Source organism: Sulfitobacter sp. S223 (assembly GCF_025143825.1).
GTDB lineage: Bacteria > Pseudomonadota > Alphaproteobacteria > Rhodobacterales > Rhodobacteraceae > Sulfitobacter.
The window spans coordinates 3,075,445-3,088,996 of record NZ_CP083560.1; the positions used below are offsets into that span (position 1 = coordinate 3,075,445).

Genomic DNA, 13,552 nt, shown 5'->3' on the forward strand with positions numbered 1-13,552 from the left:
GGTATACCTAATTTATAGTTACAGCAAGAGGCCAGTCTTCTCTTGATCCGACTGTGCTGATGTCCGGCCGAAATGAAACGCGCCCTCAAATGGGTGAGCGCCCTACTTTCACGCTATTGTGCGTGACGGCCTGCAACCTGTGAATGGAGCTGCCTGCCCTCACCACCCGCTGAACCGATCTGGGAATTTGAAGAGGTGAAGTCTTCAGGTGCATCGCTGATGTCCTGAAGCACAACCTGACACGTAGTGGAAGTTACCGGTTGAAACCTGCCATGAGCTGATGAAATTTTTCGCCCTGAATGGCGACGTGGTCTCTCAAAACTCTGGCGGCATTTTCAGCATCGCCATTGGCGAGGGCCTCCAAAATTTCGGAGTGCTCGTTCATAGATTGCGTCAACCGCCCCCTAAATCGAAGCTGGGTTCTACGGTACGCACTTAGGCGGTTTTGCAGCTGCAAAGCTTGCTTTTCCAAAAAGCTGTTGGCCGCACCTCGGTAGATGATCTGGTGGAAAGCTTCGTTCTCTGAATAGTAGCGCTCATGATCGGCTTCTTGGCTTGCCTGCTGGCATCTATCATTAACCGCTCTCAAGACTTCCAAGTCGTCATCGCTCATGCGGGTTGCCGCCAATCGGCCACACACAGCTTCGATTTCGGCCATCGTTTCAAACATTTCCATCAGCTCAACTGGCCGGGGTTGGCGGATGAATACGCCCCGCCGCGGTATTTGCTCTGCCATACCAGAGGCAACGAGCACCTGAAGCGCCTCGCGGATAGGCGTTCGGGAGACCTGAAATTTCTCTGCAAGCTTAAGCTCGTCCAACCGCTCACCATCTTGGAATTCGCCAGCAAAAACGAGCTGCTCAAGCGTGTGGGCTATTTGGTCTGCGCGTCTGATTTCCATATGCTTATTCTATAATCGCCCGGCAAAATAATGCAATATCATAAATCTTGTATACAAGATTGTTGACTCGTTATGCGAGGTATGTGACCTTCCGACGTAGCGTTAACGAAATAAGTTGATGCACACTTTTGGGAGGAAGTTATGAAATTCGCAAAACTCACAGCCACAGCTATGGCAGCATGTCTGGCGCTTGGCTCTGCAGCAAGTGCCGAAACACTGCGCCTGTCACACCAATGGTCCAACAAGGATGTGCGCCACCAAGTAGCACAGATGGTTGCCGATGACGTGGCCGCTGCCGGCGTTGATCTCGAAATCCAGATTTTTGGCTCAAAGTCGCTTTTCAAGCCGCGTGAGCAGTATCGCCCGTTAAGCCGCGGACAGCTTGATATGACAGTTCTGCCGCTGAGCTACGCAGGTGGCCAACAGCCTGCCTATAACCTGACCCTGATGCCGGGCATGGTAAAGAACCACGATCACGCTGCGCGTTTGAGCGCATCGCCTTTTATGGCGGCGCTGGAAGAGAAGATGGCGGACGATGATGTCATGGTGCTGGTACACGGCTATTTGGCCGGTGGCTTTGTCGGCAAAGACAAGTGCATCACAAAGCCTGAAGACGTGAAAGGCTTGCAGACCCGTGCTGCCGGGAAGGCGTTCGAGCAAATGCTTGCAGGTGCAGGCGCCTCCATCACCGGCATGGCCTCATCCGAAATCTACAACGCGATGCAAACCGGTGTTTTGAATGCGGCCAACACGTCGTCTTCGTCATTCGTATCCTACCGGATTTACGAGCAGGTAAGCTGCTATACACCAGCTGGCGATGTTGCGCTTTGGTTCATGTACCAGCCGCTTCTGATGAACAAATCCAGATTTGACGGCCTCAATGCCGATCAGCAAAAGGCGTTGCTGGATGCTTCTGCAAAGGCTCAGGCGTTCTATCTTGAAGAAGCCAAAAAACAGGATGCTGCATCCGAACAAGTCTTCCGCGATGCGGGTGTAGAAATCGCTCAGATGTCGGCCGAAGACTTTGAAGCATGGCGCGCTCTGGCACAGGAAACCTCCTATGCCGCGTTCGTCGCAGAAGTTGAGGGCGGTCAAGAGCTGCTCGATATGGCGCTGGCTGTCGAATAATCGACGCTGGATTGGGCCGTGCCAATGCGCGGCCCAATAACACCCAACCACTCATTCAAGGACATCGTTATGGCGGTCCAAAGCTCCGTCGCGGTGGCGCAAACCGGTAACAATCCGTTTCTGCGTCTCGTGGCTGCACTCTCTACACTTGCGGGCTGGTGCTCGGCTGCGATGATCGTCGCGGCGATTGGCATCACCTGCCAAATGATTTTTGTGCGCTTCGTGCTGAATGGCTCGACCATCTGGCAGACAGAAGCGGTGATCTACCTTGCCATCGCGGCCACGCTGATTGGCCTGCCCTACGTCCAGCGCTTGCGCGGACATGTGAATGTGGACCTGATCCCGCTCGCGTTGGGGCCCCGTGCGCGGTTCGTGCTGGCGATCTTCACGCTTTCTGTTTCCATCATCATGGTCGCGATCATGCTGTGGTACTCTTACGAATTCTGGCACCTCACGTGGGAACGCAACTGGAAATCCGACACCGTCTGGGGGGTGCGTTTGTGGATTCCCTATCTGGCGCTGCCCGTCGGTTTCGCGCTGTTTATGCTGCAGTTGATTGCGGATATGGTCGCCATCCTTCTGAAAATTGAAAAGCCGTTCGGCTTGGAGGATATCTGATGGATCCGCTCACACTTGGCGCGATTGTTGCGGTCTGCACCATTCTTGTTCTCTTCTCAGGCGTATCGGTGGCCCTTGGCCTGCTGATTGTCTCTACCGGTTTCATCATGATTTTCGACGGTATGCGCTCTCTGGAGCTTTTGCCGGAAATTCTGTTCGGCAAGCTGGATAACTTTGCGCTTTTATCAATCCCGATGTTCATCATCATGGGGTCATCCATCGCCTCTACGCGTGCAGGTGCTGACCTATATGAGGCGTTAGAGCGCTGGCTTACCCGTGTGCCCGGCGGCTTGGTGATCTCGAACCTCGGTGCTTGCGCCCTATTCGCTGCCATGTCCGGCTCCAGCCCCGCAACCTGTGCTGCGATCGGTAAGATGGGCATCCCCGAGATGCGCAAGCGCGGCTATCCTGATGGCGTCGCTGCGGGATCCATCGCTGCCGGTGGCACCTTGGGCATTCTGATCCCGCCGTCGGTCACAATGATCGTATACGGCATCGCTACAGAGCAATCCATCGGGCGGCTGTTTCTTGCGGGCGTGATCCCCGGTCTGTTGCTGGTCGGCCTGTTCATGGCGTGGTCACTTTATGCGACGTGGAAATCCGGCGACCAGCAACTGCTGGCACAGGGGAATTATTCCTGGAAAGAAAAGTTCGAGATTCTGCCCCGCGTCTTGCCGTTCCTGTTCATCATCATTGGCGTTCTCTATGCGATGTATGGGGGCGTTGCGACACCGTCCGAGACGGCGGCGGTTGGTGCGTTGCTTTGCCTGCTGATTGCAATGATCATCTACAAACTTTGGAACCCCAAAGACCTTTGGATTGTCTTGCGCGACAGCACAAAAGAAAGCGTGATGATCCTGTTCATCATCGCAGCTGCGGGCGTGTTTTCCTACATGCTATCGAGCTTGTTCATCACGCAGTCGATCGCGGCATGGATTGGCACGCTGGATGTGAATCCTTGGGTTTTGATGGGGGCGGTCAACATTTTCTTGCTGATCGCAGGCTTCTTCCTGCCGCCGGTCGCGGTGATCTTGATGGCGGCGCCTATCTTGCTGCCGATTATCACCACAGCGGGCTTTGATCCGATCTGGTTCGCGGTTGTTCTGACGATCAACATGGAAATCGGCCTGATCTCTCCTCCTGTCGGGTTGAACCTTTATGTGATCAACGGCATCGCCCCCGATATCTCATTGAAAACGATCCTCGCCGGCTCACTTCCTTTTGTCGCATGTATGATCCTCGCGATCATACTGCTGTGCATCTTTCCTGGTCTCGCAACATGGCTACCGGATGCGGTTATGGGGACAGCGGTATGAGCTATTTAACCGGTCTGTTCACAAACGTGTTCGAACGCCGTTTTGCGCGTGCCGTATCAACAGATGCGAAAGGACGCGGCATCACCGATCTGGCGCGCGACCTTCTGGGGGCGCGGGGCGAAATTTCTGGAAGCACCTTAGCACGCTTGATCCTCGACCAATACGCGCAGGCGGATGCGAAGGGCAAAAACGCGTTCTTTGAGTTCCTGTTGCGCGATCTGGAGATTGATCCTGTCGAGGTTGTCGAGACGCTGAAGGACTACAAAGCCGCGCCATCAAAGTACAGCTATCGTGCATATGCGCGTGCCAGCGAGCCGAAGCGCCAAGAGCTGCTGCGGCGGCTCAATCAGGTACACGGTGGCACGCAGCGGTTGGTTTCCATGCGCCAAGACCTGTTGAAGATGATGCGTCAGGACAAAAAGCTAGAGCCGCTGGACGTCGACTTCCAACATCTTTTTGCATCTTGGTTCAATCGAGGGTTCCTCGTTTTGCGGCCAATAAACTGGTCCAGCCCGGCTGAAGTTCTGGAAAAAATCATCGCCTACGAGGCTGTTCACGCCATTGATAGCTGGGATGATTTGCGCCGCCGCCTGCAACCGGCTGACCGGCGTTGCTTTGGCTTTTTTCACCCAGCCATGCCAGATGAGCCCCTCATTTTTGTGGAGGTTGCCTTAACCCAAGGCATCCCCAATTCTGTGCAAAACCTGCTCGCCGACGGGCGCGACCCGATCGAGGCAGAGGAAGCCGACACCGCGGTCTTCTATTCGATCTCGAATTGTCAGGCCGGTTTGGCGGGAATTTCCTTTGGCAACTCCTTGATCAAACAAGTGGCAGCTGATCTGTCGCGGGACCTCATAGCGCTTGATACGTTCGTGACACTGTCGCCCATTCCGGGGCTGACCAAATGGCTGGATCAGAACCAAACACCCGCGCTAAAGGCCGCCTCCTTAGAAGCACAGGCCGCGCACTATCTGCTAACGGCAAAGCGCGATGACAAATTGCCGGTTGATCCGGTCGCGCGTTTTCACCTTGGCAATGGGGCTGCGGTACACGCGGTACATGCAAATGCCGACACCTCCGCGAACGGGATGCGCCAATCCAAAGGTGCGATGGTCAATTACCTCTATGACCTGTCCCTGATCACCACCAACCACGAACACTTTGTCACTGAGAAAACCGTTGCGGCCTCGGCTGCGGTGCGCGCATTGAGCGCGTCGGTTTCATCCAAGTCCTGAGGAGCAATCGCATGACAAACCCGCTCTATGACACTCTATTTGGCCAACATGATCAGAGCAGCGCCGTGTTCCTACATTTGCCGGATGGCTCAACGCTGACCTATGCGGATTTTTTGGGCATTGCCGCTCAATATGCCGGGTACTTGACGCAAGCCGGGCTAACTGCGGGTGACCGCGTCGCTGTTCAGATCGAAAAATCTCCACAAGCATTGGCAGTCTATGCGGCTTGTGCGCAAGCAGGGCTTGTTTTCCTTCCCCTCAACACGGCCTACACGGCTGACGAGGTTGCCTATTTCATTGAAAATAGCGGCGCAAGCATCGTGCTATGTGATGACCGCAAACGCAGTGCCCTCGCACTTATAGCAAAGCGGTGTGGCTCACGTCTGGAAACACTGAATGCTGATGGATCCGGCAGCTTTGCGGATCATGCGGTAACCCAACCAAAGACGTTTCAAACTGTGCCGCGCCGCGAAGACGATTTGGCTGCGTTTCTTTACACCTCTGGCACAACAGGGCGATCAAAAGGCGCGATGTTGAGCCAAGGCAATCTGCTGTCCAACGCGAAAACACTGAAAGACGAATGGCGTTTCACCTCCGATGACGTTCTGCTGCACGCCTTGCCGATATTCCATACCCACGGGTTGTTTGTAGCAAGCAATATCACATTGCTGGCGGGCGGGCAGATGATCTTTTTGCCCAAGTTCGATCTTGACGCGATGATCGCAAACATGCCTCGTGCCACCACTCTAATGGGTGTTCCAACCTTCTATACCCGTCTGCTGGGGGACCCTCGCTTCTCCAAAGACCTTGCCGCGCACATGCGGCTGTTCGTGTCCGGCAGCGCGCCGTTGCTCGCGGAAACCCATGTCCAGTTTGAAGACCGTACTGGCCACCGCATTCTGGAACGCTACGGGATGACCGAGACGAACATGAACACCTCCAACCCCTATGATGGAGAGCGCCGCGCAGGCACGGTCGGCTTCCCGCTACCAGGGGTGGAGTTGAAAATAACTGACAGCCAGACTGGTGCCACGCTACCGCAAGGCGAGATCGGTGAAATCGAAGTGCGCGGTCCAAACGTATTTCAGGGGTATTGGCAAATGCCCGAAAAGACGGCTGAAGAATTGCGAAGCGATGGCTTCTTTATCACTGGCGATCTAGGTCAGATTGATGCCGATGGCTATGTCAGCATCGTCGGACGTAACAAAGATCTGATCATCTCGGGCGGCTACAATATTTATCCCAAAGAGATCGAGCTTTTGCTTGATGAGCAAGACGGCGTTTTAGAGAGCGCGGTCATTGGCGTGCCTCATGCGGATTTTGGCGAAAGTGTCGTTGGTGTGCTTGTCGCGATGCCTGACCAAGAGCTTGATCTGGAACGGATCAAGGCGAGTATCGGGAAATCACTCGCCCGTTTCAAACAACCCCAGAAGCTGGTGATCCTGCCTGAGCTTCCTCGAAACACGATGGGCAAGGTACAGAAAAAATCCCTGCGAGAAAAATTTGCGCTGAACCCGATAGAATGAACAGAAGACCATGCGCGCGTTTGCACGTGTGCATGGTCCGGCCATCAATTGCTGGCTTGCCTTAACTCGCGCATTTCACAATCAAGTGCCTTCGCATTCTCGGCGTCGTCGTCCCCTTTGCTATTATGCGTGATCCCGTTCACGAGTTGGCGCTTTCAGCACGCCCAGCGCAGTTCGTGGAGACTATCTCAGCCATATAGCAGGCCATGGCACGGGAACATTTTCAGGTCGCAGACTTGACCGAAAAAACAGAACAACCACCGCGTAGATTTGCAAAAGGCTCAACTAATAGATGAGTTTTTTGGAACGATTAACGACTCCGGCTGGTTAACCTCGTGAAAATATTAAATGACCACGGGGTATATTCTATGCAAATTTTGATCCTTGACGCTAATTCCGGATCCATCATCAATGAAGTCGGTAGCGGCTCCGAGCTTTCTATCGCGGAGCTTGACGGAACGCTTCTTCGGGCTGTCCCGGTTGAGGGCGCATCAGAGCAGAGTGTCAGGATCACTGTGGGCGCTACTGCATTCGACCTTAGCGAAACACCTTACGAAATCCGCATAGGTTCCTCCGGTTCAGATGACCTGACGCTTCAGCCCGGCGATTTCGTTATAACTGCAGAGGCCTTTTCAGGCACTGACAGCACTGGCGATGTCGTTGATGACCGGACAATTGCAGTGACCGCATTCGAAGGTTTGGATGCCGACGGTACGATCATCCCATCGGAGTTCGACCAAACGAGCGAGTCCGAAGTCGAAACTGAATCGGAAACCGAGGTAGAGGCAGAAGCCGCACCGGGCGCTGCGGGCGCCGCAGTGGCCACTGGTGCTACTGCAGCCGCCGCAGGCTCAAATGCTTTGACACAAACTCTTTCAAGCGGCTCTATTTCAGTCAAGGGTGTCGGCGAAACTACCGGTGATATCGAAGATCCGCAGCCGACCGGAAATACCGACAGCATCATCCCGGGTAGCACCATTACCGCCTTCAGTAACAGCACCCCACAAGTTGCCGCAGCCATCTCTGTCGAAGAGGCCGAAGCGGAAGCAGAAGTAGAAATAGAAGCCGAGGCCGAAACCGAAGTAAGCGCCGGCGCTGCGGCTGCCAGTGCGGGCGTAAGCGCTGCGGCCGGGGCCGCTGGTTCCAGCCTGGTGGACGGTATCGTTCAGGTGTCTGACGTGCATACCGCTATTGATGGCGCAAGTTCCACGTCGACATCCATTGCCGCGCTGAACGACAGCGATGACGCTGAGGGTGACGGCGCAACTGGTGATGTGACGCAATGGGGCACTCCGGAGCCTGTAGGTCGCTCTAACACGGTCGTGCATACCGTTTTCGGTGAAGCCGAAGTTGAGATCGAAGTAGAAACCGAGGCGGAAGCGGAAACCGGTGATCGCGTTGCGGCTGCGGCAGCGGCGGGTGCTGCTGGTGTAGGTATCGCAGGAAATTATGCCGTAGGCGACGCCGCCACAGCAAGCGGTACGGGGACATCGACATCCGCGATGGACGAAAACGCGGAAAACGTCAGCCGCTTTTTGACTAGTGGATCGACGGATAGCGTTGCGAACAATCTGGCGGGATCAGCCTTTGTCGATGATATCAGCATCTCTAACGACTCTCCCGGCGCAACAGAGCCTGCTTCGACCACAAGCGGCCAGACCCAGACAGCCGAAGCAGAGGCCGAAAGTGAATCCGAAGCCGAAGTAGAGGCTGAAGTCGGTAACGGGTCAGCAGCAGTAGCCGCAGTCGGCAGCAGTGGCGCTGGCGTCGCTGGCGTGGGATCGGATGCTATCGCCTCCAGCGCGATTTCCGGATCTGTCTCAACATTCGGAAACGCAGGTATTTTCCGCACAAATAACGACATTGTACAGGTCGAAGCCTTGCTGTCTTCACCGGATACGGCAAGCTCTCAAGCTGTTATTGACGGGCGTATCGCCAATCGAGAAACGGATGGTGATGCCCCCGGCATTGAGGCAGAAGCAGAGGTCGAGGCCGAAGCAACAGCCAATGCACCGACAGACAGCCTGGGGAACGTGGGGTCAGCTGGCGGCGTCACCAATGATGGCGGTGGCGGTAGCCTTTCGACAACGGGCATCCAACTGGGCGGCGATGTAGGTCCACGAACCTTCACCAACGGTTTGAAGGACATCGAAGAGCGCCAGATTGAAGACACATCTGGTTTTGGCGGCGTGCCATTGGCAAACGAAGCACCAGCTTCGGCGGTCGCAACCGAAACAGAGGCCGAGGCTGAAGCGGAAGTCGAAGTCGAAGCGGAAGTCGGCTTCAATTCCGCAGCCGCCGGTGCCGCTGCAACAGGCGCTCTTTCACATACGTCAGGCACTGCGGCCAACCTTGGGGTAGCGACATCTACTGCGACAAGTACGTCGGTTTTTGACGATCCTTCCAACGATTTTTCTTATCGTGAAGAAGCTGCCCCGACGGCGACGACAACGGTCGTCTATGAGGTAGAGACAGAGGCCGAAGCCGAAGCCGAAGTCGGTATCGGTGCTGGAGCAGCTGCCGCAGCCGCAGGTGCTTCTGGCTATGATGGTATCACAAGCGAGACCTCGGCCGAAGCCACGTCAAACGCTGCCGCCGCTGCGTCAGCAGCTGGTCAGCGCACGCAGACTTTCGTGATACTGCCACCCGAAGGCATGGGAGGCACAGTGCGTGCATACGCAGCGGCCTGGGATAGCGAAGGCCGCGGGGTCGCCGCTGCGATCGCGCTGGCAGGCACACCTTTCGCCGGTGGCAGTGACAACGAGTTCGAGATCGAAGCCGAGGGCGAAAGCTCGGTGGTGCTGGATTATAGCATCGAGACCTCGGCATATGATGCAAGCGCTGCCCAGAGCCTGACAACGGACATTCAAGACAACGCCAACCCCGAAAGCGTCGGCGCTGTTGGAGCACAACAGAATTCTGTTGGCGAAGCAGAGGTCGAGGCTGAAGCCGAAGCCGAGGCAGGTGTGGGTGTAGCTGCTGCCGCCGCTGGTGCGGCTGCGACGGGCTACGCCGCAACAACGGACAGTCGCGCAGTCACTTCGACGACTGCTCCGGATATCGTATTCGCCGACATCTTCAGCGGTACCGGATCTGCCGATCAAATTTTGTCGACAAACGATGCCGATGTCATCGAAGGTCTAGGCGGTAACGATATTATCTTTGCCTACGACGGCAGCGATCTGGTTTTCGGCGGAACAGGTAACGACACCATCAATGGCGGCACTGGTAATGATGCTGTTTTTGGTGGCAAGGGGGATGACTTCCTTGTTGATCTCTTCGGGGAAAACTTTCTTTCTGGCGAAGAGGGTAATGATACCATCCGTGCGTCAAGCCAGAGCGATTTGATCGCTGGCGGCGGTGGCGATGACTTCATCGTCGGCAATGGCGGTAACGATCTGATCTACACGTCGGAAAGTGGCGATAACGCGTTCGGGAATGACACCGCTATCGCAGGCAGTGGAAACGATACCATCGTGGGCTCCAACGGTAGCGACATGATCTACGGCGGCGCCGGTAACGATGATCTGACTGGCGGTCAGGACTTCTCTACTTCCGATCGTGATGTTCTTTACGGTCAAGACGGCGATGACATTCTGCGCTCTGGGCAAACGTCTTCGGTCTCGTCCGACACACAAGGGCGTGGTGATTTCCTGTTTGGCGGAGACGGCGACGATACGCTGTATGCCGGTAAAGCCGATGATGTGCTTAACGGAGGAGCCGGTGCGGACCTGTTCGTGTTCGACAATCAGTTCGGAACCGATGTCGTACAGGATTTTGACGTTTTCGCCGCAGATGAACAGGTCGATTTCTCCGGAGTTCTGGATATCGCGTTTTTCTCCGACCTCGTCGAAAATCACCTTACGCAGGTTGGAAACGATGCAGTAATCAACACGGAGCATGGGGATCAGTTGACGCTACTCAACGTCGATGTGTCGAACCTTTTCAGCAACGACTTTATCTTCTAATCATACGATATGTGGGCCATCTTATCCTTGTGTCACAAGCAGGATGGCCCCCTACCCAACCTCATGATCGAAGGCGTCATAGTCGTTGGCTGACCAAATTACTGCTACTGTAAAAATGAGTTCGCGGGATGCTGTTTCATCAGCAACTCCCCCCGCAGGAACAACAAAATATTCGTAAAACCAGTGCATGGAACGCTGGCTATCATAATTTGGTTCCGGTTTCTTCAGAGTTGTGTCTCCGGGTAAGACCCTTGGGAAATAGATGCTTTGCTAAGCGATTTCGATTACCCTGTTGTCAAATCACCAACATCACGCAGCACGAAGCGCCGACAGACCCAAAATTGGTTTTCGGGCTGTAGGCTGTTCCGAATATAGACCTTACTTTACGTTGCTGTCCCGATTTGCTCCGCGCAAAAATTTAACGACTTAATTCATCAATATTTTAACACAGCACCTTGCGACCGATGGCCGCTTCTATTCGGATTGCATAACTCCGTTGCCGGTTCGCCAATGCCGGGTTCGCTGATCGTAGCCATAAATTTGAGATGTGACGTCAGGATCAACGGTAGACACGCGGATTGCGCATGCCCCAATCGGAATAGAGGTCCGGCAAGATCGTGTGAAATTGCTCAACTGCCGTAGCTGTGGTGATCGTCTCGGCAGCATCAGCACCAAACACCGTCGCAGTATCTCCGACCTGAACATCTGCAATATCGGTCACATCCGCGACGATGGAATTCATTGACACCTTGCCCAAAACAGGGACCCGTTTTCCGCGGATCAGGACCGCACCACGATCCTGAGCGACCCGGCTGTAACCGGCAGCGTACCCAATTGAAATGCACGCCAAGCGCCGATCTGCATCCAGAGAGAAATCGCAATCATAACCCACAGTAGCGCCTTTGGGGTAGATGCCTAGATGAACCACCTGCGCCTTCAATTCCATAGTCGGGCGAAAGCCCAATTGGGGTTCTAAAAATCCATACAAGACAGCGCCACAGCGGTACATGTCGGTTTCAATCCGCGCACCGGAAAGCAGCGTCAGTGTACTGCCTGCGTGGATCAGAATATCCGTTCTGTTCAGATCACTGTTGTCAAAAATCCATTCCACCTGCTGCCTGAAAAGCTCTGAACTTTGCTTGAGGGGCGCAGGTTCATTTGATGGAAAATGGGTGGAGATAGCAATGATGCTGTCTCCGATTTGATCAAGAATTTCTCTGCACTCCAGTTGACCTGATTGATTGGATATATCCAATCCATCCCGCGACATGCCACCAGCGTTAAGAGCCAGATGCACACCTGAATGCACTTGCCCGTTTTCGCGAAGTCCGCATAGGTGTTTTGCCGCCGCAAGCGACCCCACCTGTTCTTCAACACAATCGGGCAAAGCCGCCTCCACTTCCTGAGGCGTAGCCGCGCGCAGGCGGATCAGCGTATCGGAGAAACCGGCATCCCGCACGGCCCGTGCCTCGGCATTGGAGGTGAAGCCAATACAAGAAATGCCTTGCTCCAAAAGCAAAGGCACAATCCGGTGGATGCCATGCCCATAAGCGTCAGCCTTCATGACCGCGCAGAACGCGGCGCCCGCAGGCAGAAGACCAAGCGTGAGTTCAATGTTCCTTGAAACACGTTCAAGATTGATTTCACACCAAGAGCTTGGGATCGGCGTTTCCGGCATCATCAAGTCGGCGCTATGCCAAGAATGTCTTCGACAATTCCGGAAAACAGGCCGGTCACTACAGGGATCAGTGCATCGGGAAAATCATAGTCAGGATTGTGGAGTTGCGGGTGGGTTACACCTGCACCGATATAGAGCATCGCCGCCTTCGCTCCGTCGGTTCCAAATCGGCCGAAATCCTCGGACCAACGCATCGGCGTGTCCATCTCATGCTGCGAGAGGCCTTGTCGCGCCGCCACCCGCCGTGCAACCCCCGTCGCTTCAGTATCGTTTGTCACGGTAAAGAAGATGTCATGCCAGAAAACGCCTACCGCCAATTCATTGGTATGTTCGGCAATCAATGCCTTGGCAGCAGACACTAGCGCCTCCATCCGGTCATCGGTCATGCACCGCAGGGTCACGCGCAGCTCGCCCATCCCCGGAGCGATACCAAAAGTCGGCTCTCCCAGCTTGGCGTGCGTGAGAGTGCTCAGCGCAAAGGAATTGTCACCGATTTTTCCGGTGCCAAGCTTTGGTAAGCCCAGCATCAAGGCGGCCATCGCCTCCCCCGGCGAGGTTCCGTCGTCAGGTGCCGCAGCATGGGAGCTTTTGCCTTCCAGCAGGATTTGCATCCCACGCGATGCACAATTGCCCGGCCCCGCCCGCAAGCCGATCTCACCCAGCGGGCGCCCCGGCACGTTGTGATATGCAAATGCAAACTCCGGACGGATCTCAGACCAGCGCGGATCATCAATGACCGCTTTCGCACCCGCGCCGGTTTCTTCGGCGGGTTGGAAAAGCAGAACGACCCGGCCCCTCGCAGGTCGGGTAGCGAGGCTCATAGCGACACCGAGCATGGACACCATATGTCCATCATGACCACACAGATGGCCTTTGCCGTCGGTTTCGGATCTATAAGCAATATCCGAAACTTCATGGATCGGCAGGCCATCGAGTTCACACCTCAACAGAACTGTGGGGCCGTCCTCGGCACCTTTGAATTCCGCAGCAACCCCATGGCCGCCCAGACCGCGCCAGATACGATCCGCCCCAAGCGCGGTTAGCTCTTCCGCGATGCGGTTCGCGGTTTCAGCCTCTTCGCCCGACACTTCTGGACGCCGGTGTAACGCATGGCGAAGATCAACAAGCGCAGATATTTGTTTTTCAGTCGGAGCCGTCATGCCCCCCCCTTTCAGGATATTT

The 13,552-nt window shown here is 55.2% G+C and carries 9 protein-coding genes; 6 read left to right on the forward strand and 3 right to left on the reverse strand.

All coding sequences use genetic code 11. The annotated features are described in order from the left end of the window. Positions 1-253: 253 nt before the first annotated feature. Positions 254-901, reverse strand: a complete 648-nt coding sequence (locus K3757_RS14740) for a GntR family transcriptional regulator (protein WP_259996592.1) — start codon at positions 899-901, stop codon at positions 254-256. A 141-nt stretch (positions 902-1,042) separates the two neighbouring features. Between K3757_RS14740 and dctP the strand changes: the two genes are divergently transcribed. From dctP to K3757_RS14770, 6 genes are all read left to right on the forward strand, one after another. Further along, a complete protein-coding gene (gene dctP / locus K3757_RS14745; RefSeq protein WP_259996594.1) occupies positions 1,043-2,029 on the forward strand; it encodes a TRAP transporter substrate-binding protein DctP in 987 nt (328 codons plus the stop codon). A gap of 69 nt (positions 2,030-2,098) precedes the next feature. After that, the gene (locus K3757_RS14750; RefSeq protein WP_259996597.1) at positions 2,099-2,647 is read left to right on the forward strand and encodes a TRAP transporter small permease; all 549 of its coding nucleotides are present in this window, start codon (positions 2,099-2,101) and stop codon (positions 2,645-2,647) included. Beyond that, entirely contained in the window at positions 2,647-3,963 is a 1,317-nt protein-coding gene (locus K3757_RS14755; protein WP_259996599.1) for a TRAP transporter large permease, read from the forward strand. Before K3757_RS14750 ends, K3757_RS14755 begins: the two co-directional genes overlap by 1 nt. Continuing rightward, a complete protein-coding gene (locus K3757_RS14760) occupies positions 3,960-5,198 on the forward strand; it encodes a malonyl-CoA decarboxylase (RefSeq protein WP_259996601.1) in 1,239 nt (412 codons plus the stop codon). The genes K3757_RS14755 and K3757_RS14760 overlap by 4 nt, the downstream gene beginning before the upstream one ends. Before the next feature lie 11 nt (positions 5,199-5,209). After that, positions 5,210-6,724, forward strand: coding sequence for a malonyl-CoA synthase (locus K3757_RS14765; RefSeq protein WP_259996603.1), 1,515 nt, complete (start codon positions 5,210-5,212; stop codon positions 6,722-6,724). A 368-nt stretch (positions 6,725-7,092) separates the two neighbouring features. Beyond that, a complete protein-coding gene (locus tag K3757_RS14770; RefSeq protein WP_259996605.1) occupies positions 7,093-10,692 on the forward strand; it encodes a calcium-binding protein in 3,600 nt (1,199 codons plus the stop codon). A 559-nt stretch (positions 10,693-11,251) separates the two neighbouring features. On the opposite strand, the gene alr is transcribed toward K3757_RS14770, so the two are convergent. Next, positions 11,252-12,373 (reverse strand): alanine racemase, encoded by a 1,122-nt coding sequence (alr, locus tag K3757_RS14775; protein WP_259996607.1) that lies wholly within the window; start codon positions 12,371-12,373, stop codon positions 11,252-11,254. Continuing rightward, positions 12,373-13,530, reverse strand: a complete 1,158-nt coding sequence (locus tag K3757_RS14780; RefSeq protein ID WP_259996609.1) for an amidohydrolase — start codon at positions 13,528-13,530, stop codon at positions 12,373-12,375. The genes alr and K3757_RS14780 overlap by 1 nt, the downstream gene beginning before the upstream one ends. Positions 13,531-13,552 lie beyond the last annotated feature (22 nt).

Bases quoted from the DNA above. Each gene is read 5' to 3' on its own strand.
- K3757_RS14740 (WP_259996592.1), bottom strand. From the start codon at position 901: ATGGAAATCAGACGCGCAGACCAAATAGCCCACACGCTTGAGCAGCTC.
- dctP (WP_259996594.1), top strand. From the start codon at position 1,043: ATGAAATTCGCAAAACTCACAGCCACAGCTATGGCAGCATGTCTGGCG.
- K3757_RS14750 (WP_259996597.1), top strand. From the start codon at position 2,099: ATGGCGGTCCAAAGCTCCGTCGCGGTGGCGCAAACCGGTAACAATCCG.
- K3757_RS14755 (WP_259996599.1), top strand. From the start codon at position 2,647: ATGGATCCGCTCACACTTGGCGCGATTGTTGCGGTCTGCACCATTCTT.
- K3757_RS14760 (WP_259996601.1), top strand. From the start codon at position 3,960: ATGAGCTATTTAACCGGTCTGTTCACAAACGTGTTCGAACGCCGTTTT.
- K3757_RS14765 (WP_259996603.1), top strand. From the start codon at position 5,210: ATGACAAACCCGCTCTATGACACTCTATTTGGCCAACATGATCAGAGC.
- K3757_RS14770 (WP_259996605.1), top strand. From the start codon at position 7,093: ATGCAAATTTTGATCCTTGACGCTAATTCCGGATCCATCATCAATGAA.
- alr (WP_259996607.1), bottom strand. From the start codon at position 12,373: ATGATGCCGGAAACGCCGATCCCAAGCTCTTGGTGTGAAATCAATCTT.
- K3757_RS14780 (WP_259996609.1), bottom strand. From the start codon at position 13,530: ATGACGGCTCCGACTGAAAAACAAATATCTGCGCTTGTTGATCTTCGC.